This window comes from Halogeometricum borinquense DSM 11551 (assembly GCF_000172995.2).
Classification (GTDB): domain Archaea; phylum Halobacteriota; class Halobacteria; order Halobacteriales; family Haloferacaceae; genus Halogeometricum; species Halogeometricum borinquense.
On record NC_014729.1, the window covers coordinates 2,245,978 to 2,266,301 of the forward strand.

General features: G+C 60.6%; 16 protein-coding genes and 1 tRNA gene. 7 read left to right on the forward strand and 10 right to left on the reverse strand.

Annotated features, from left to right (window positions below):
- Positions 1–229 precede the first annotated feature (229 nt).
- Positions 230–715, forward strand: a complete 486-nt coding sequence (locus HBOR_RS11340) for a hypothetical protein (RefSeq protein ID WP_006056636.1) — start codon at positions 230–232, stop codon at positions 713–715.
- Here HBOR_RS11340 and HBOR_RS11345 read toward each other — a convergent pair.
- Positions 709–1,269, reverse strand: a complete 561-nt coding sequence (locus HBOR_RS11345; RefSeq protein WP_006056635.1) for an HTH domain-containing protein — start codon at positions 1,267–1,269, stop codon at positions 709–711. The genes HBOR_RS11340 and HBOR_RS11345 overlap by 7 nt on opposite strands.
- Before the next feature lie 179 nt (positions 1,270–1,448).
- On the opposite strand from HBOR_RS11345, the gene proS reads away from it, so the two are divergent.
- From proS to HBOR_RS11360, 3 genes are all read left to right on the forward strand, one after another.
- Positions 1,449–2,915 carry a proline--tRNA ligase gene (proS, locus tag HBOR_RS11350; RefSeq protein ID WP_006056634.1) on the forward strand — a complete coding sequence of 489 codons (1,467 nt, stop codon included), beginning with the start codon at positions 1,449–1,451 and terminating at the stop codon, positions 2,913–2,915.
- Between the two features lie 189 nt (positions 2,916–3,104).
- A complete protein-coding gene (gene gltB / locus HBOR_RS11355; RefSeq protein ID WP_006056633.1) occupies positions 3,105–7,637 on the forward strand; it encodes a glutamate synthase large subunit in 4,533 nt (1,510 codons plus the stop codon).
- A 107-nt stretch (positions 7,638–7,744) separates the two neighbouring features.
- Positions 7,745–8,737 (forward strand): NAD-dependent epimerase/dehydratase family protein, encoded by a 993-nt coding sequence (locus HBOR_RS11360; protein WP_006056632.1) that lies wholly within the window; start codon positions 7,745–7,747, stop codon positions 8,735–8,737.
- 42 nt (positions 8,738–8,779) lie between these two features.
- Here HBOR_RS11360 and HBOR_RS11365 read toward each other — a convergent pair whose 3' ends face one another.
- Entirely contained in the window at positions 8,780–9,469 is a 690-nt protein-coding gene (locus tag HBOR_RS11365) for an HD domain-containing protein (RefSeq protein ID WP_006056631.1), read from the reverse strand.
- Between the two features lie 277 nt (positions 9,470–9,746).
- On the opposite strand from HBOR_RS11365, the gene HBOR_RS11370 reads away from it, so the two are divergent.
- Positions 9,747–10,802: a DUF3179 domain-containing protein gene (locus tag HBOR_RS11370; protein WP_006056630.1), complete on the forward strand. Its 1,056-nt coding sequence runs from the start codon at positions 9,747–9,749 to the stop codon at positions 10,800–10,802.
- A 617-nt stretch (positions 10,803–11,419) separates the two neighbouring features.
- Here HBOR_RS11370 and HBOR_RS11375 read toward each other — a convergent pair.
- The 8 genes from HBOR_RS11375 to HBOR_RS11405 form a co-directional block, all read right to left on the reverse strand.
- A tRNA-Gln gene (locus HBOR_RS11375) sits at positions 11,420–11,492 on the reverse strand.
- A 66-nt stretch (positions 11,493–11,558) separates the two neighbouring features.
- On the reverse strand, positions 11,559–11,762 hold the full coding sequence (locus HBOR_RS19280) for an SIR2 family protein (RefSeq protein WP_081457874.1): 204 nt from the start codon (positions 11,760–11,762) through the stop codon (positions 11,559–11,561).
- A gap of 58 nt (positions 11,763–11,820) precedes the next feature.
- The gene (locus tag HBOR_RS11380) at positions 11,821–12,264 is read right to left on the reverse strand and encodes a metal-dependent transcriptional regulator (RefSeq protein WP_006056629.1); all 444 of its coding nucleotides are present in this window, start codon (positions 12,262–12,264) and stop codon (positions 11,821–11,823) included.
- Positions 12,265–12,292: 28 nt separating this feature from the next.
- Positions 12,293–12,790, reverse strand: a complete 498-nt coding sequence (locus HBOR_RS11385) for a hypothetical protein (protein ID WP_006056628.1) — start codon at positions 12,788–12,790, stop codon at positions 12,293–12,295.
- Between the two features lie 171 nt (positions 12,791–12,961).
- Positions 12,962–14,170: a Fe-S cluster assembly protein SufD gene (gene sufD, locus HBOR_RS11390; RefSeq protein ID WP_006056627.1), complete on the reverse strand. Its 1,209-nt coding sequence runs from the start codon at positions 14,168–14,170 to the stop codon at positions 12,962–12,964.
- 1 nt (position 14,171) lies between these two features.
- A complete protein-coding gene (gene sufB, locus HBOR_RS11395; protein WP_006056626.1) occupies positions 14,172–15,602 on the reverse strand; it encodes a Fe-S cluster assembly protein SufB in 1,431 nt (476 codons plus the stop codon).
- A 58-nt stretch (positions 15,603–15,660) separates the two neighbouring features.
- Positions 15,661–16,578 (reverse strand): ABC transporter ATP-binding protein, encoded by a 918-nt coding sequence (locus HBOR_RS11400; protein ID WP_006056625.1) that lies wholly within the window; start codon positions 16,576–16,578, stop codon positions 15,661–15,663.
- 195 nt (positions 16,579–16,773) lie between these two features.
- Positions 16,774–19,503 carry a DNA-directed DNA polymerase gene (locus HBOR_RS11405; protein ID WP_013440656.1) on the reverse strand — a complete coding sequence of 910 codons (2,730 nt, stop codon included), beginning with the start codon at positions 19,501–19,503 and terminating at the stop codon, positions 16,774–16,776.
- Positions 19,504–19,667: 164 nt separating this feature from the next.
- Here HBOR_RS11405 and HBOR_RS11410 point away from each other — a divergent pair, with 164 nt between their 5' ends.
- Positions 19,668–19,856, forward strand: coding sequence for a DUF7331 family protein (locus HBOR_RS11410; RefSeq protein ID WP_006056623.1), 189 nt, complete (start codon positions 19,668–19,670; stop codon positions 19,854–19,856).
- A gap of 59 nt (positions 19,857–19,915) precedes the next feature.
- Complete coding sequence (locus HBOR_RS11415; protein WP_006056622.1) at positions 19,916–20,311, forward strand: DUF7322 domain-containing protein; 396 nt, start codon at positions 19,916–19,918, stop codon at positions 20,309–20,311.
- The last annotated feature ends 13 nt before the right edge of the window (positions 20,312–20,324 follow it).

A 20,324-nucleotide genomic window follows, 5' to 3' on the forward strand; every position in this document is an offset into this window, starting at 1 on the left:
GGTCGGGTTATTCCTGCCTCGGGAAACGCCGACCGGTGAGACGACTACGGCCGCACGGTCGTTCTGGATGTAATTGTGAGAGAGCATAGGTAAGTATGCGATCGTATCGCTATCTCCGGCTATCCTGACTGCGGGAAGAGGCAGGGAAAACCCGCTTACTCGGACGTATTCTTGCCTCGATATAAAAGCCTTCGCAAAATCGAAGCATTTCGGCGCTGTTCTTGGTGGTATGGAACTGACACCAGACCGCGTCGTCGAGGAATCACAGTGGGTACGTGATCGTTCCGCTGTCGTCGTTCCGCTGCTGAACGAGACACGGAACCAACTGGGTGAACTGTTCGATACCGAAGTCGGAACGGTGACTGAAGCGGAGTACCGTGAGGAAGTCGCTGCCGTGTTCGCTGATGGCGATGTGGCCGTCAACGTCGCCGGGTACGTCGCTCTGCTCCGGGAGTTGGATGTCCGGGACGACTATCCGGGGTTTGTCGTAGACGAGGTTCTCGGACGCGAACTCGCAGCGACAATCGCGGGCGGACAACCGCTCTCGTTGCTCGCGCAGGCGACGTTCCACTTCGCGGATACGATGACACACACCGACGGGACCGCTGGTGCGGATGATCTGGACGCCGCCCTCGCCGCGGGGTTTCAGACGCGGCTTCCGGGGTGGGAGTGGCGCGAACGGCCCAACCCGTTCGCTGTCGCTCGGAATCAGTAGGAGAGTCGTTCGAGAGATTTCTCGCGGTCTTCGTCTTCGGTCGCGGCACGTTCGCGCTCTGCGAGCGTCTCCAATCGCTCGGTGAGGCACCCGGTCCGTTCGTCAGCGATTGTGACGTTCGTCATGGTGCCGTTCTCGAACTCAACCAGTGCAGCACGTGGGACACGGCGCAGTTCCGCTGGTGGACCCAATCGCCCGCGACCCACTGTCCGAGACTCCGTTGGAAGCGACACGCTGCGTCCATGTTGCCACGCCCACCGCTGGAGTCGGCCGAGGCGGTCTAACGTCGCTCTCGGAACGTCGTCTTCGGGATAGCCACCGGAGACATCCACGAACCGCTCCCACGTCTCAACGGCCGCAGCGTCCACAACGCCGCGTTCTTCCAGCGTGCGCAACCGTTCGGCCACTCGGTCGAACTCGTTTTGTCCACCTGTCTGCGTCGGCTCCCGCCACAGTTCGACGCGCATGCCGGATTTATCGGGCGTTTCCTGCCGTTTTGTCTCGTCCTCGGTCTGATCTTGATTTGCCGGCTCGGACGTGGTGTGTGCTAGCATAGTCCCACCTTTCTGTACTGTACACAGTCCGATTACATCTACCTGACGGCACCTCACACGCTGGCGAACACTCTGTGTGCGCTGAAACACTCGCGTGATGTGAGTTTCGAGTCGGAAGTCCCGGAGAGGACTCCGATGCTTCAGGGGATTTAAGGCCGCAGTGGGGTTCAATACCGGTAATGAGCGACGAACAGGAACTCGGCATCACCGAGTCAAAGGAGTATAACACGGGCGAGTGGTACGCGGAGGTCGTCCAGAAGGCTGGTCTCGCCAACTACGGTCCCGAGGGGATGAGCGGTTTCATCGTCACGCGACCGCGCGCGTACGCGCTCTGGGAGCGAGTACAGGGGTTCCTCGACGCGAGGTTCAAGGACACGGGCGTTCAGAACGCCTACTTCCCCCTGTTTATTCCCGAAAGCTATCTCGAACGTGAGAAAGACATCGTCGAGGGCTTCGACCCGGAAGTCGCGTGGGTGACGCAAGCAGGCCACGACGAACTCGAGGAACGACTCGCAGTTCGACCCACTTCTGAATCTATCATCGCACCGTATATGTCTCAGTGGGTCCGCAGTCACCGTGACCTGCCCCTGCGTGTGAATCAGTGGGCCTCAGTCGTGCGGTGGGAGGCGACGGAGACGAAGCCGTTCTTCCGCACCAAGGAGTTCCTCTGGCAAGAGGGCCACACCGCACACGCGACCGCTGAAGCGGCGTGGGACGAGACGATGACCCGTCTCGACCAGTACGAGTCCGTTTACGAGGATCTGCTTGCGATCCCCGTCCTCCGCGGCGCAAAGCCCGAACACGACAAGTTCCCCGGTGCGAACACGACGACGACCGTCGAGGCGCTCATGCCGGACGGCAAGTCCGTGCAGGGTGCGACCTCGCACGACCTCGGTACCTCGTTCGCAGAGGCCTTCGATCTCACATATACCGACGAGGACGAGGAATCGCAAGTGGCCCACACCACCTCGTGGGGCCTCTCGTGGCGCGCACTCGGCGCGCTCATCATGACCCACTCGGACGATCAGGGTCTCGTCCTACCGCACACCGTCGCGCCCGAGCAGGTCGTCATCGTCCCCATCTGGCAGGCCGACACGCAAGAGAAAGTGCTGGAGTACGCCGAATCCATCAGCGAAGAACTCGAAGACGCCGGAATCCGCGTCGAACTCGACGACCGCGACGAGCGAAATCCCGGCTTCAAGTTCAACGAGTGGGAACTGAAAGGCGTCCCCGTCCGCTTCGAAATCGGACCGAACGAGGTTGACGACGACGTTGTGACCGTGGTCCACCGTCCCGACGGCGAGACCAAAGAGGTCGCCCGCGAGGACATCGCAGAAACCGTCCGAGAGGAGTTCGACGAGGTGTACGCGAAACTGTACGCCGCCGCCGAGGAGAATCTCGAAGAGAACGTCCGCGAGGCCGACTCGCGCGCGGACATCCTCGGAACCATCGGCCAGCACGGCGGGTACGTGAAAGCGCCGTGGTGTGGTGACGAAGACTGCGAGACGGAGATCAAAGACCAGATCGCCGCGGAAATCGTCATGGTCCCCCTCAACGACGAGGAAGCCGAGGTTCACGACGGCGAGGACTGCGCCATCTGTGGCGACGACGCCGACGAGACGGCGTACTTCGCAAAGTCGTACTGAACACGTTCCCTGCGTTTTCTCTCATTCCCGTCAGCAGAACAACCATAATTTGCTCTTTTTCCCAGTAATAGCGCCTCTTGCTGTCGATTCACTCATCCAGCAACAAGCAATAATATGTCCTAATATGTGATAAACAAGCCCTTATTATTTCAGGATAACGTGTTTAAATGGGGCCGATAAGTGGGACACATGACCAAGCCACACAGAGACACCCACGTTCAGTCGGACGGGCTTGCGGCCCCAACCGACGAACGCGCGAACTGTGGGGTCGGCGCGGTAATCGACCTCGATGGCGGGGTATGCCACGAGACGGTTTCGGATGGTCTCGAACTACTAGAGAATCTCGAACACCGGGGCACCACCGGTGCAGAGGCCGACACCGGCGACGGCGCGGGCATCATGATCCAGCGTCCGGACGAGTTCTTCGACGCCGTCGTTGACGCCGAACTCCCCGAATCGTACGCCGTCGGGTCGATTTTTATGCCAACAGACGACGCTGTCCGCGAGATGCTCGTTGATGTCTTCGAGCGCGAACTCGGGGCACACGGACTCGATGTCGTCCACTGGCGAGACGTCCCCACGAACAACGCCGACCTCGGAGCGACGGCGCTGGATTCCGAACCTGACGTGTGGCAAGCGTTTGTCGTCCCGTCCGAGGACATGTCCGAAGACGGCTTCGACCGTGCGCTCTATATCGCCCGTCGAGCCGTCGAGAACGCTGTTTCCGAACTCGACGAGCCGGAGACTGCCCGCTTCTACGTCTGCTCGCTCTCCCGAAAGACGCTCGTCTACAAGGGCCTCCTCAAGGGCGAACAACTCGCTGGCTACTACCCTGATCTGCAAGACGAACGCCTGAAGACGACGCTTACGCTCGTCCACGCGCGATTCTCGACAAACACGCTCGGCGCGTGGCACCTCGCACACCCGTACCGCCATATCATCCACAACGGCGAGATAAACACCATCCGCGGCAACGTCAACTGGATGCGCGCACGGGAGACGGACCTCGAACATCCTGACTTCGGTGACGACATTGAGGCGGTCAAGCCCGTGACGAAAGCCGACCAGTCCGACACCGCCTCGGTTGACAACGCGGTCGAACTCCTCCTTCAGGGCGGCCGCGAACTCCCGCACGTCCTCCGGATGCTCATCCCCGAGTCGTTCCGGGGCGACGACGCGATGGACGAGGAACGCCGCGAGTGGTACGACTACCACGCCTCCCTCGTTGAGCCGTGGGACGGTCCCGCTCTCGTCGCCGCCACCGACGGTGACCGCGTGGCCGCCGTCCTCGACCGGAACGGTCTCCGCCCGTGTCGCTACGACGTGACCACTGACAACACGCTCGTGATGGCGTCGGAAGTGGGGGCACTCGACACCGATCCGGCCGAGATACGCGAACGCGGCCGCCTCCAACCCGGTCAACTGTTCGTCGCAGATCCCGAGGAAGGACGCGTCATCCCCGACGAGGAGGTGTTCGACTCTCTCACCGACGAGAAGTACGGCGAGTGGGTCGAAGCCGAACAACACCAGATGTCCGCGCTGGCGGACACCGACGACTACGTACCGCACGATGTTGTCGATGACCTCCGCGCTCGGCAAGCCGCCTTCGGCTACACGCAGGATCAACTGAACCATCTCGTCGAACCGATGGCCGAACAGGGGAAAGACCCGGTCGGGTCGATGGGTGATGACACCCCGCTGTCTGTTCTCTCAGACTTCGACCGGCCGCTTTTTACCTACTTCAAGCAACTGTTCGCGCAGGTGACGAACCCGCCGTTAGACTACATCCGCGAGGAACTCGTCACCTCCTTGGAATCGCGTCTCGGCCCCCAGCGGAACCTGCTTGACGAGACGCCCGAACACGCCAGACAACTCGTTCTCGACTCACCAATCCTCTCGGACGCCGAAACGGCCGCCATCAAGGACCTCGACGGCGACATGACCTCAGCCGTCGTGGACATCACCTTCGAGACGGAGACATCGCTTCAGGAGGCCGTCGAACGCGTCCGTGAAGATGCGAAGGCAGCCATCGAAGACGGCGCGGACATCGTTGTCCTCTCGGACCGCAACCTCGATCCCGAACGGGCGGCCGTCCCGAGCCTCCTCGCTACGGGCGCAGTCCATCACAACCTCGTCCGCAACGGCCTTCGCAACCACGCCGGCCTCGTCGTGGAATCCGGTGAGCCGAGCGAGGTACACCACATGGCGACCCTCATCGGCTACGGTGCGGGCGCGGTCACCCCGTATCTCGCCTACCAGACTATCAGTGACATCGTCGCCGGTCCGGATGGCGCAGACGAGAAAGAAGCCATCGCGGCCTACACGAAAGCCCTCGAAAACGGCGTGCTGAAGACGATGGCGAAGATGGGCATCTCCACGATCGCCTCTTACCAAGGCGCACAAATCTTCGAGGCCGTCGGCCTCGATTCTGACTTCGTCGCCGAATACTTCGAGGGGACGGAGATTCGGACCGAGGGAATCGGCATCGACGTCATCGAACAGGACCTGATGACTCGCCACGCCATCGCCTACGGCACGGACCCCGACCTGCAACATCAAGGCGAGTACGAACATCGCTCGAACGGAATTCATCACCAGTGGAACCCGAAGACGGTCGGCACGCTCCAACAGGCGGTTCGCTCGGGCAACTACGAGAAGTATCAGGAGTTCGCCCAGTTGATAAACGACCAGTCCGAGGAACTCCAGACGCTCCGCGGTCTTTTGGAGTTCGACTCCGACCGCGACCCGGTTCCGATAGCGGAGGTCGAACCGGTCGAGGACATCGTCGAACGGTTTTCGACGGCGGCGATGTCGCTCGGCAGTCTGTCTCCGGAAGCCCACGAGAACAACTCCATCGCCATGAACCGCATCGGCGGAAAGTCAAACACCGGCGAAGGCGGCGAACCGCCGGAACGCTTCGGGACCGAAAAGGAGTGTAACGTAAAGCAGGTGGCGTCGGGTCGCTTCGGCGTCACCAGCCACTACCTCTCCGCTGCCGACGAGTTGCAGATCAAGATGGCACAAGGGTCAAAGCCCGGAGAGGGTGGCCACCTGCCCGGCAAGAAGGTCAACGAAATGATCGCGCACGTCCGCTTCGCCACGCCGGGCGTCGGCCTCATCTCGCCACCGCCGCTGCACGACATCTACTCCATCGAGGACCTCAAGCAACTCATCCACGACCTGAAGACGGCCAACCCCGAGGCGGATATCAACGTCAAACTCGTCTCCGAGGCCGGAATCGGGACCATCGCCGCGGGCGTGGCGAAGGCGAACGCCGACGTTGTCCACATTTCGGGTCACGACGGCGGCACGGGCGCGTCACCGAAGACCTCGATCAAAAACGCCGGTCTGCCGTGGGAACTCGGCCTCGCGGAAGCGAACCAGATGCTCCGTGCGACGAACCTCCGCTCTCGGATTCGTGTCACCGCCGACGGTGGGATGAAAACCGGACGCGACATCGCCGTGGCGGCACTGCTCGGCGCTGAGGAGTACGTCTTCGGTACGGCGTCGCTCGTCACCTCGGGTTGTGTGATGGCCCGGCAGTGTCACGAGAACACCTGTCCGGTCGGCGTCGCCACGCAACGCGAGGACCTGCGCCGTCGCTTCCCCGGCGAACCCGATCACGTCATCAACTACATGACGTTCATGGCGCAGGAACTCCGCGAGATTATGGCCGAACTCGGTTTCCGGACGGTCGAAGAGATGATCGGCCGTCCCTCGGTTCTCACCCAGCGCGAGACGGACCACGAGAAGGCAAAGCACCTCGACCTCTCGGCCGTCATCGCCGAACCCGCCTCGGGCGCACGCTACCAGACCGAGTCACAGACCCACCCGGACGTTGCCGACCAACTCGACCACGAACTCATCGAGGCGGCTGAACCCGCGCTCGACCGCGGCGAACCGGTCCAGATCCGGCGCGAACTGTCGAACGTTGACCGCGCTGTCGGCGCGATGCTGTCGAACGAGATCTCGACGCGCTACGGCGGCGAAGGACTCGCAGACGACACCATCAACTGCGAGTTCTCCGGCGTCGCCGGGCAGTCGTTCGGCGCATTCCTCGCGAACGGCGTGACGATGCGTCTCAACGGCGCGTCAAACGACTACGTCGGAAAGGGGCTTTCTGGCGGGAAAGTCGTCGTCACGACGCCCAAAACGGCCGGTTACGAGGCCGACGAGAACGTTCTCATCGGTAACGTCGCCTTCTACGGCGCGACGCAGGGTGAGGCGTACATCAACGGCGTCGCAGGCGAACGCTTCTGCGTTCGCAACTCCGGCGTGAAGGCCGTCGTCGAGGGCGTCGGTGACCACGGCTGTGAGTACATGACCGGCGGCGTCGTCGCCGTCCTTGGTGACACGGGCCGCAACTTCGCCGCAGGGATGTCCGGCGGCGTCGCATACGTCTACGATCCGGACGACGAGTTCGAAGCGAAGGCGAACACCGGCATGGTGTCGCTGTCGGACACGCTGGACGACGCAGACGAGGCGATGCTCCGTCGTCTCGTTGAGAACCACGCCGAGTACACCGACTCCGACCGCGCGGCGTGGATGCTGGACGACTGGGCGAGCGTCGTAGACGACTTCGTGAAAGTGATGCCCGACGCGTACGCGGACATCATCGCAGACCGCGCCGAGGCCGACGTCCGGCGCGAACTTCCCGAGTCGGCAGCGGCCGTCTCGACTGGGACCGAGTCCGAGACGCTGGCGCAGACGAGCGACGACTGACGACGAAAGCCGAAGCGGCGGTCGCAAACGAACGAGCGGCAGACGACTTCCGGTAGCCGAGGCGGGGTTCTCCTACACTTTTGACTGCGGACCGCCGAACCGAGAGTATGACCGACACTGCGCTCGTCATCGGCGGGACGCGATTCATCGGCCGCCACACCGTCGAGGACTTACTGGATCACGGCTACGCGGTCGCCATCTTCAACCGCGGGAACCACGAGAATCCCTTCGCAGACGACGACCGGGTGACGCACGTCGAGGGCGACCGGAAAGACGAGATGGATCTGAAAGCCGCGAAACTCTCCATCGAACCGGACATCGTCATCGACTGCGTGGCATACCAACCCGCCGACGTGGAAGCGGCGGTGGATATCTTCGCCGACGTGGACGCGTACGTCTACATCTCCAGTGGGGCCGCCTACGGCCGCGAGGAGATTCCGAAGCGCGAGGGCGAGACGCCGCTTTGCGACTGCACGCCAGAACAGGCAGCGTCGGACTCCGATGCATCCTACGGCCCGCGGAAAGCCGAAGGCGACCGTATCGTCTTCGACGCCGCAATGGACGGCGTGAACGCGATGTCGATTCGCCCGTGTATCGTCTACGGTCCCGACGACTACACCGAACGCCTCGATTACTGGATTCACCGAGTAGAGACGTACGACCGAGTGGTCGTCCCCGGCGACGGGACGAACGTCTGGCACCGCGCGTACGTGAAGGACGTGGCGAGCGCCCTCCGTGTCGTCGCCGAGCGCGGCACGCCCGGCGAGTCGTACAACGTCGGTGACCGGCGACTCGTCACGCTCGAAGAGATGGTCGAATGCATCGCCGACGCGGCGGACACGTCAGTCGAAGTCGTCCACGCCGGAGAGCGGGAACTCGCGGCCGCCGGCCTCGAACCCGACGATTTCATTCTCTACCGAGAGTATCCGCACGTTCTCGATACGAACAAACTGGCTGACCTCGGTTGGGACTCGACACCGTTGGACGAGGCAATGGCTGTCTCCGTGGACGACTACCGAGACTCCGACCGAGACGGGTCCGAGTGGGATCCCGGCCGCGATGCGGAAGAGTCGGTTCTGGAAATTCTCGATACGCTCTGACCGGGCGTCGAGCGCACACGACAAATCGGTTCGAGCGGCCTCTCAGACACCGAACTCTTCGCGGTCCATGCCGGGGACCTCCTCTTCTAACCACTCGCGGAACCACTTGACGCGCTTGAGTCGCTGATGAGCGATGCTTTCGGCACTCTCGCTTTCGATCCGATCCGTTGCGGCGCGACCCCGTTCGAGGACGCGTTCGACCATCTCGGAGGCGTCCATGTGCGTCCGCGCCTCATAGCCCATACGAAGGAGCATCAGGACGGTACCGTTCGCGCCGACCTTGTCCAGAATGTCCGCCTCGATGAGACACCGCGTCTCGAGCGTCACATCCGACAGCGGTCCCTGATAGGAGTGGTCGGCGACGACCTGACACACTTGTTCGATGAACGACTGCGGAAAGTCCCCGTGCGTCGAGAGGTACTCGCGGGCGACGCGCGCGCCCTCTTCGGCGTGAACCTCCTGTTCGGCCTCTAGTTTTGCGATGTCGTGAAACAGGGCAGCAACCCGGACGACATCCACGTCGGCACCTTCGCGTTCTGCGATATTCGAGGCGAGATCTACGACGTTAAGGATGTGGTTGAAACGGTATTCGGCGCTGTGCCACGGATACCACCGCATTCGCCCGCCGTCATCTTCGTTCTCCACGCTGGCGGCGAGGTAGTCCTTGACGAATCGTTGCATCGTCTCGAACTCCTCGGCGGACACGGGAGATTCCTTGATTTCAACGCCCACAGTGCCACCTCCGTTCGAAACGAGGGAGAGATGTTCGTCCGTTCTCGATTGGTTTCATTACCCGAATTAATGGTTGTTCCGCTCTTAGGCGTTACGACGAGCGCGAATCGACCGTCACACGTCCACCGTTGCCACGACGACACGGGGAAAACCGAAGGTCTCCTAACCGTTTACATCCATACACTCGGTAACAGATGTCGAACCTGCCAGGGTACGTCCAGAACACCACCTATCGGATGCAAGCGACCAGCGAGGAACACGAGGAGTCCATGCTACGATGACCGACAAACGTGAGCGAAGCGGAGATCACGACCGCGATCACGACGTTCAACAGGTACTCCCACCGGACGCCATCCCGAGCGTGGACAATCCGACGTTCGGCCCAGCAGACGAATACGACGGCGACGGGAGCGACGACGTAATCGTCGTCGAAATCGCGGGGGACGCGCGGGCGTATCCGGTTCGGTTTCTCCACTATCACGAAATCGTCAACGACGAGTTCGGATCGGTTCCCGTCGCTGTCACGTGGTGTCCGCTCTGCGGGAGCGCCGTCGTCTACGACCGACGCGTGGCGGAAGCAGCACCCGCCGATGACGACGCCGACGTGCCGGATCACGCGGTCCTCGAACTCGGCGTCTCGGGGAAACTCGCGGACGACGATCTGGTGATGTACGACCGCGAGACCGGCTCTGAGTGGAAACAGTCCAGCGGCGCCTGTCTCTCCGGCGTTCACGAGGGGATGCGATTGGCCGTCCTTCCAGCGGCGACGACGACAGCCGAAGCCTTCGCACGCGACTACGATGACGGGGCGATGCTGCGGCCACCGGGTGGCGAAAGCGAGGCGGCCAGCGACTCGGACGAACCCGCATCCATCGAGTACGATGCGGACCCGTACGAGGCCTACTTCGAGATGCCCGGCTACGGACTCGGGGCACACCGCGGTACCGGCGGCCGTGACGACTGGCCGCAGTCGCTCTCGACCGCAGGCGTCGAACCCAAGAGTATCGTCGCCGGACTCGAACGCGACGAGGACGCGCTCGGTATCCCACTCGAAGTCGCCGAAGCGACGGGCGGCGTCGTCCGCGTCACCGTCGGCGACGACGAAGCAGTGGTGTTCGCTACCGCCGATGGCATCCACGCTTTCGAGGCCCCGTCGTTCGAACTCGAACCAACCGATGAGGAAGGAATGTTCGTCGGCGACGGTACGACGTGGCACGGCGGAACCGGCCGCGCCGACGACGGACGCACGCTTGACCGCCTTCCCGTTCGCAGACTGTTCGCGTTCGCGTGGCGCGATGATCACGGTCGAGATGCGTTCTTCCTCGACGAATGATGCCGCTGCTGGGTTGGGGTGTCGTTCAACGGTCAAGGACGTAGACCTATCCCTTGGAACACCACGGTCCGTTCGGTATCTTCTACCCGAATGAATAGTTCAGTACGCAAAAATCAAGTAATCGTGAATGTACGAACGGCTATGGGTGAGTGCGCGAGATGTGGGGACTTCACCGATAATCCCGCAGACGGAGAATACCAGTATTGTGAAGATTGTATAGAGACATTTAATCAAATTCGTCAGGATGGTGTAGTGGTCAAACAAAAGAATAGAGGATATCAGGTGTCTGTTACAGCATCTTAAGACCGATTTAGCGGTGGGGTCGAAGATAACCAGACAGATGCGCTGGCTCGGGGGAAGTATATCGCTGATGAACTGGGAGTAAATGCACTGTTTGAATATCAGAAATCTGGATCTCAATGGGAGTTAGAAGTGTATCTGCGAGAACATCCGGGCATCCAAACCGATGTCATGGAGCGCTTGAGCCGCGTACCAGAGAAATCCAAACCTAGCTTACTCGCCCGAATCAGAAGCCTACTATAACGAGTTGAATCCTCTCGTCTTCTGGGCTCGAATTCGTGATGGATATCTCTCGCTCACTTACGTTCGCGAGAAGATAGTCCCGGGCGGATTCGAACCGCCGTCAATGGCTCCAAAGGCCATTATGATTGGCCACTACACCACGGGACTGCAGTCGTTACTCGTCGGGGGACCTTTGAAAAGGCATCGGGTTCGGTCCGTGGTCGTTACTCAGTGTCAATCCGAAGCGACACCATCATCCACTCGTCGTTCGACGGAAAATCCGCCACAGTCGGGACAGACGTGATACTGCACGTCATATGCTGTCCCGCATCCTCGGCAAACGTACGGGAACTCCGGACTCCCGTGTGTCTCCGATTGCTCACGGGGTCCCACTCCCGCAAGGCGGAGGAGACGGCCGATGGCCTCAGTTCCTACCATGTCCTGTCATCTCGGGGGGTGAACTTAACGCTTCGTCATCACCGCAGATCCTGTCAACTCAGTCTGCAGGCTTTTCTTCAGGTTCGCTCGCCAGTTCGAGATAACAGCACGCGTCCGTCTCCGGGTCGAAACAGTCCGGACACTCGCTGTTTCGGTCGATGATAGTGTCGAGTCGTTCGGCGACAGTGTCGTCGATAACGGGTTCCAGTTCGCGCGCCTCGCTACGGAACTCTTCGACGTCGAGGACGTTTGCGAGGAATCGCTCGATGATACAGTACGTCTGGAGGGCGTCACGCGCGCGTATGATCCCCTCGTCAGTCAGGCGGACTCCCTTGTACTTCTCGTGTTCGGCAAGCCCACGGTCTTCCAGCTTTCCGATCATCTCGTTCGCACTCGCCGGACTGACGTCGAGCATGTCCGCCAGTGCGCCGGTCGCTGCTGGGCCGTCCTCCATCTCCTGTAAGAGGTAGATTGCTTTTACGTACTGATCTGCAGTGTTCATCGATGTCCTCCACGAATCTCTGTTCGACTCATTCGCGCGTCTCCATGATTTTCGTCACCGCTTCGACGCCTTCTGCCTCCTCCTCTCGAATATCAGTGAGGAGACGAACGAGACGTTCGCGGTCAACGCCGAACTGTGCGTCGCTGGCCGCTATCGCATTGATCAGGTCGTCATAGAACTTGTACGCGGTCTCCTCGTTGCAGAGTTGGTCGTAGAGGATGCCATCGAAGTCATCCGGCTTGGTCTTACCGTACTGTGCTTCGACCAGCGTCTCGATGTCCTCGAAAGGAATGCTCTCCGCATCGAGTTCATCGATGATACGCTCGAGGCGCTCACGATGCTCTGCAGACTCCTCGGCGGCGTGTTCGAGGAGGTCCTCGATCTCCTCGTCGAGTTCGCGCTCCTCGTCCGAGAGCGACTGATAGTGGTGATACGCTCGCGCTTCGACCACTTCCTCTAAGACGACGCCGATCTGGAGGAGACGGGCGAGTTGATGGTCGGAGGACACGCGGTGGCCAACACTCATGGTGCCACCCGAGTCACGTGCGATGCGCTGTCGTTCATACTCGTTCGCAGGGTTGTGACCGACTTAAGCGGTTCCCTCGCGGTTCGTCGTTCGCAAGCAGTAGTCGAGAGAAAGCCGTTCCGTACGGCGAAAAGAAAAGCAAAGCGGAGAGGGTGAGAGAAACGGCCGCGCTTACCGCAGACGTGCGGAGATGAGTTCTTCGAGGTCCTCGCGGAACTCGTCGACGGCGATCTCGTCGAGAACTGGAACGAAGAAGCCCTCAACGAGCATGTTGCGTGCCTGCAGTTGCGGGACGGACCGAGAGATCATGTAGAACAGGTCCTCTTTATCGACCTGCCCGACTGTCGCGGAGTGCGACGCCTCGGTGTCGTGGTTGTGAATGATGAGCTTCGGTGATGCGTCGGCCTCGGACTCGTCCGAGAGCATCAGCGTATTCTCACGCTGGTACGAGGACGTGTTCCACGCATCGCGGCCAACGTCTTGGACGCCCTCGTAGACCGAGCGCGCGTCGTCGTCGAGGACGCCGCGAGTCACGAGGTCGGCCGTCGTGTTCTCGGCGTTGTGCCAGACGCGTGCGTTCAGGTCGAGGTGCTGGTCCTCGTGGCCGAAGAACGCACCCACAATCTGCGTCTCCGAGGAGTCACCGTTGAGTTCCGTCTCCACGTCCGAGCGGGTGAGCCGAGAGCCGATGTTGCCCTCGATCCAGTTGATCGTCCCGTACACGTCGGCGTCGCCGCGCTTGAGCGTGTAGTGGTACGTATCCTCGTCGAGGTTCTGTAGCGACCCGTACTGAACGTACGAGTTCTCGCCCGTGGCAATCTCCACGAGGTTCGAGAAGTACCGCGCGCCCTCAGCGGACGCACCGCTGTCGATACGCTCCAGAATCGTGACGGAGGACGATTCCTCGGTAACGACGAGCGTGTGGCTGAACAGCGACTTCGAGTTCATCTCGGCGCGGACCTTCACGTCCTCGGCATCGACGCCTTCGGGCACGTAAATGAACGTCCCCGTCGTAAAGAGCGCCGTCGAGAGAGCGGTCAGGTAGTTCGACTCGGGATCGACCGTCTGTCCGAAGTTTGCTTCGAGCACGTCGCCGAACTCGTCGAACGCCTCCGTGAACGAGAGGACGTGAACGCCCTCGTCGGTGACGCGTTCAGTCTCGTCGGACTGGTTCAGCGGATCGACGAGATCCTCGAAATCGAGTGCTTCGAGGTTCGTCCAGCGGCGACCCGGCGTCTGGATGACATCCGGCAGTTCGATGTCGTCAAGCGCCGCGAGGGCGCTCAGGCGAGTTTCGAGGAGCCACTCTGGCTCGTCGCGCTGCTCCGAAATCTCTCGTACTGTCTCTTCGGACAGGTTCGCTGGTAGCTGTGCACTCATGTTATCCGAGACTACCCTCCATCTCAAGTTCGACGAGACGGTTGAGTTCGACCGCGTACTCGATTGGCAGTTCCTCCGTGATGGGCTCGATGAAGCCCGAAACGATCATCTGCTTTGCGTCGTCGTCGTCCAGACCGCGCGACTGGAGGTAGAAGATGTCCTCGTCGCCGATCTTACCGACGGTCGCCTCGTGGGCGACGTCAACGGTGGACTCGTTAATCTCCATGTACGGCATCGTGTCCGAGGTGGACTCGTTGTCGAACATGAGCGCGTCACACTCGACTGCCGTCGAGGAGTTCTCCGCACCCTCGGAGATGTGGACGAGGCCGCGGTAGTTCGTGCGGCCGCCGTCCTTCGAGATGGACTTCGACTCGATAGTGGACTTCGTGTTCGGGGCGTTGTGGTAGACCTTCGCACCGGTGTCGATGTTCTGGCCCTCACCCGCAAAGGCGATGGTGATGTGATTGTCCGATGCGCCGCGTCCCTTCAGGATGGAACACGGGTACAGCATCGTCGCCTTCGAACCCATGGAGCCGGAAATCCATTCCATGCGGCCGTTCTTCTCGACGATGGCGCGCTTGGTGTTGAGGTTGTAGGTGTTCTTCGACCAGTTCTGCACCGTCGAGTACTGGACGTGGGCGTCCTCGCCGACGAACACTTCGACGCCGCCGGAGTGGAGGTTGAACGCCGAGTACTTGGGTGCAGAACAACCCTCGATGTAGTGAACTTCCGAACCTTCCTCAGCGATGATGAGCGTATGCTCGAACTGGCCCATCCCCTCGGAGTTCATGCGGAAGTACGCCTGCACCGGCATATCGACCGTCGTGTCCTCGGGGACGTAGACGAACGACCCGCCGGACCAAATCGCACCGTGAAGTGCGGCGAACTTGTTGTCACTCGGCGGGACGCACTTCGTCATGAAGTAGTCCTTGACGAGTTCTTCGTGCTCTTGGACGGCCTTGTCCATGTTGCAGAAGATGACGCCTTTCTCCTCCCAGCGCTCCTGCATGTTCTGGTAGACGACTTCGGACTCGTACTGGGCACCGACGCCGGAGAGGGCGTTCTTCTCGGCTTCCGGGATTCCCAGTTTGTCGAACGTGTCCTTGATGTCGTCCGGCAGGTCCGTCCAGTCGTCAACGCCGCCACGCGTCTCCACGTCGGGGCGGATGTACGGGACGATTTCGTCCACGTCGACCTCCGAAAGGTCCGGCTGGCCGGGCCAATCGGTCGGCATGGGCATCTTCTGGAACTGCTTCAGCGCGCGGAGACGGCGCTTGAGCATCCACTCGGGCTCGTCTTTGTCCTCGGAGATGACGCGAATCGTCTCCTCGGTGAGGCCTTTATCGGCCTGGAACGACGACTTCTGCTCCTTCTTGAACTCGAAGCGAGCTTCAGTGTCTGTCTCTTTGAGGTGGTCTTGATCTGAACTCATTGTATGTAGTGTGTATTTGCGTTTCGTTTCTTATGAGGCTGTGCGTAACTGGAACCAGTTACGCTGCCCCGTAGACTTCCTCGCGAACCCAGTCGTATCCCTTGTCTTCGAGCGTCTCTGCGAGCGACGCGTCGCCGCTCTTGACGACCTTCCCGTCAAGCATGATGTGGACATGGTCAGGTTCGACGTATTCGAGGATACGCTGGTAGTGGGTAATCTGGAGAACGCCCGTGCCCTGCTCGTCGCGGAGGGCGTTGATTCCTTTCGAGACGTCCTGCAGACGGTCGATGTCCAGACCGGAGTCGATTTCGTCGAGGACCGCGATAGACGGTTCGAGGATAGCGGCCTGCAGCACCTCGTTCTGCTTTTTCTCACCGCCGGAGAAGCCGGCGTTGAGGTAGCGCTGCATGAACTTCTCGTCCATGTCCAACTGCTCCATCTTTTCTTTGAGGAGCTTCTGGAACTCGGCGACGCCGACTTCGCCTTCGTCGGCGGGGCCTTCCATCGGGGACGTCTCGTAGCCCGAGTCGTCCTCTTCCTCGGCGTCGTCGGCCTCGTCCTCGTCTTCGAAGAGTTCCTCGCGCTCTTCGATCTTGGCGTTGAGCGCCGTACGGAGGAAGTTCGTCATCGTCACACCCTCGATCTCGGCGGGGTACTGGAAGCCGAGGAAGATGCCGAGCGCCGCGCGCTCGTTCGGCTCTAAGTCGAGAAGGTTCCACGTACGTTTGTCCTCCGGAATCTCGAAGTCGTCACCGAACTCGTCGTCTTCGAGGTGAAGAAGAATTTCTCCGTCGGTTACTTCGTACGCAGGGTGGCCGGCGATGACCTTCGCCGTCGTCGACTTACCGGAGCCGTTGGGACCCATCAGCGCGTGAATCTCGCCAGATTTGACTTCCAAGTCGACGCCACGAAGAATCTGTTCGCCGTCTTCCTCCGCAACTTCCGCGTGGAGGTTCTTAATTTCGAGTGTAGCCATTGTTGTCTCGTTGCCTCGTAGGAGAATCGAGGGTTGTGCCACCCATAATGGTTACGCATTCGCCACTGCTTGCTTAATGGGACAGAAAATATATTTGCTTTTCAGAAAGGAGGTGTTCGAATTGATAGTCCCCGCGTTTGGAGAGCGAAACCAGTTGAAACGGGGGTTTGTAGCTGTTTCAGTCCGGAAACAGCATCACATGAAACTGCCGAGACCGGTCTGCTGTTGGCCTGATTTGACCTCGTCCCACGACATGCCGAGCGCTTCGATGATCCGCGCGATGGGACCCTCTAACGTCTTGTCGAGCATCGTATCCCAATCGACGCTGAAGTCGTCGGGGACCTGGTCTGCGTACTCGAAGCAGATGACGTCCGGGTCGCGCTTGAACTCGCCGTATAAGCTGTCCCGTTGCGGATTAAACCCTTCCTCGTCTTCCACCCGCCGGAACCACGAGGGGTGGACTTTCGAGAGGTAGAGACGCTTCGGCTTCGACCCGCGGCCGAAGTTCGTCCCGAGGAATTCGTTGGCGTACATCGCGCCACGAACCTGCGCGGTGGCGGTGTCGTACGCTTCGAGTCGTTTGCCGATACCGCCCGGAATGCCAACTTCGTCGAGAGGGAGGTTCCCTTCTTGGAAGTCGGTGATGACCTCGTGGACGTAGTCTTTGATGTCGTCGGTGTCCTCACCGTGAACGATCATGTCGATGACGTTCTTCTGGACTTCTTTCGTTATCTGGGCGATGTCGGAGCGTTTGTACTCGAAGCCCGTGATGTCGATATCGTCTACATCCTTTCCTTCCTTCCAGACGATGTGCCCGGCGTAACGTTTCTTCGTGCCCGCCTGGAAGAACCGCCGGTAAAGCTTCTCGAACTCGATCTGGAATCGGTGCTCCTCGCCGCCGTCAACGTCCACGCCGAGTTCATCGCGGGCGAAGTTGTCGTACGCCTCGTTGATTCGCTCCTCAATCTCGAACGACTGTTCGATAGCTTCCTCCTTCGACACGTCGGGGCCGAGTTCGAGCATGACGGAGTCAGTGTCACCATATGCGACCGAATATCCCATCTCGCCCGCCGTCTGGTCGGTGAAGTCGATGACCTCCCGCCCCGTCGCTGTGACGGCCGCACCCATCTCCTTGTCGTAGAGGCGGAACCGGTCCCATCCCAGCACGCCGTACAGCGAGTTCATGATGACCTTCACGGCCTGTTGCTGCCGGTCGAACTGTTCGTACGCCGAGGTTCCGGGGTCGTGGTCGTTCCGGAGTCGCTTTTTCTCCTCGCGTTCCGCAAGCAGTTCGTCCACCATCTCCCGGATGATGCCGTCAGGCTCCTTTCGGAAGTGGGTCCCGTTGGGTGCTTGGAACATGTCGCCGTCGTACGATTCGGGATCTACTTTCGTCTCCGGTGACGCGTTGATCGTCACCATACACATCGGGTACAGTGACTTCAGGTCGAGAACGGTGACGTTCTCCTTGACACCGGTGATGGGGTCGAAGACGGCCCCACCCTCGTAGTCCTCTGATTCCTGTTGGCCCTTCGAGGGGAGGGCAAATTCGCCGTGGACCTTGTGAAGCACGTAGATGTCCACGGTGTCGCCCGGTGTCGTCGCATCCTCCAACTTACATCCGACGAACGTCCGTACCTCGTCCCAGAAGGCAATAACGTCCTGTTTCCGGTCGATTTCGACGCAGAGTTCAACGTCACGAACGTTGTACTCAAGCAGTCGCTTGGGTTCCTGTTCCCACAGGTCGCCGATGCTGCCCGAGTAGCGTTCTTTCCCGACATCGAGTTCGAGCTCACCGACGGCGTCGAGACGGTACGACTCCAGTTCGGTAAACTGCGTGCGCTTGTAGGCGTACAGGAGGTCGAAGACGACGCGTCCCTTCACGTCAGGACCGCCCCAGCCACCACGCCATACTTCATTCACGCGCGAGAGGCGGTCCGGGTCCAAGTCGTACTCGGACGTGGGGTTCACCACGTCCAGTCGGTCGAGGAAGTACGGCATGTCGAAATCGTCGAAGTTCCACCCGGTGAGTACGTCAGGGTCCGTCTCCTCGATGTACGTCACGAACGCGTCGAGCATCGCGCCCTCGCGGTCGAACGAGCGAATCTCGATGTCGGTGTCCTCATCAAGTGGTTCGTAGTCACCGAGATCCGTCGGCGACTCGACTCCGTCGCCCGCCTCCGGCGCGTTGTAGAGCCACGCGATATACTCGTCGCGGTAGGAGTCGTGAGAAGTGAGACAGATGATCGGCTCTTCACCCTCCTCGGGGAATCCCGACCGGTCGTCCACTTCGATGTCGAACGTGTTCACCCGGAGGTCGGCGTCCACGTCGATTGGGACGACTTCATCGTGTGGGATCTGAATCGTTCCTTCTTCGTCGTCGAGGCGGCGCGCGGGGACACAGATACCGCTCTCGATGTCCTTGTCGATAAGAAGACGGTTCGGGAAGAGAATGTCCGCTTCGTAGTGTTCGAACTCGTCACGGATTTGTCCCACGTCACGGGGCGTCTGCGTACAGATCTTCGTGAGTTCCTCGCCACGGATACTCTCGTAGCCCTCGTCGGTACGCGTGATAACATCCTTGTCGAGAAGATCGTCGTCCAGCGAGTCCGTCGGGGCGTAGAAATAGGGCTCGAAGCCGAGGACGCGGACGTGTTCAGTCTTGTTCTCGCGCGTGCGCCCGAAGACGTGAATAACTGGGTACTCGTTGCGGCCGCTTCCCTCGATGGTATAATCCACCTGCGTCACCGCGAGTTCGACGGTGCCGTCGGCGTCGGGGAACTTGATGTCCTCAGCGTCGATGACATCTGAGACGTGCTGGCTCCCGTTCCCGGCGACGTGTTCGGCCTCTGCATCGGGCCGTGTATCGTCGGCGGTGTCGTCACCACCACCCCAGTTGCCGTCCGTGAGCCCTGCCTGTTTCATGCCGATTCGTTCGGCACTCCCGGGTAAAAACTTCGGCTTTTCGGCGTCCCATCCACCTTCCATCCCCGATCCGAACGCCGTTTTATCATTCAAAATATCTCATTAATTAGAGGTGTCTAAGCACAACACATATACCATGACAAGACATACCACATGTTGCGACAATGACCGACCACGCAAATTCAAAGCGGACGGATCGGTCGCCTGCCACGCAGTCGGGGGCAGGCGAGGTGAACGGACTCGACGGTGTCGAGTCCTACGAGGTTGACGGTGGGGTCGTCTTCTACGACCCGCAGAATCCGCTCGCGTGGGTCGAGACAACTCGAACCATCACGCTGAAAGACTACGTCTAACCCGGATACAGGACACCCGAAACGAACTCCTTTTCCTCGGCCCGCCCGTTTCGGCGGACGTGCCGAGCGATTTCGACGCATGGCCCGACGAACCTGCTGAAGACGACCCCGAGGATCGGTGGGGTGATCCCGAGAGCGACTTGGTTACCGTCCCCGCAGTCGGAGAGTCCGAGGCCGAGGAAGACGAAGAGGAACCCGTCGAAATCGACAGCGAACTCGCCTCTACGTTCTGGGCCGTCGTCGTCCTCGTGAACGTCGGCGTCGCGGGTATCAGCCTCGGTGCGATGTTTATCTACTTCCGCGGAAATCACCTCCTCGGCGGCGGTGCTGCGGTCGTCGGCGCGCTCGCTCTTTTCCGCGCGTACTACACATATCGAGGATTCCGCGACGAGACTGATAGCGACGACACCGACGACGATAACCACGGCAGCGGCGACAGTACCAATCGCAACTGACGACAGACGGAAA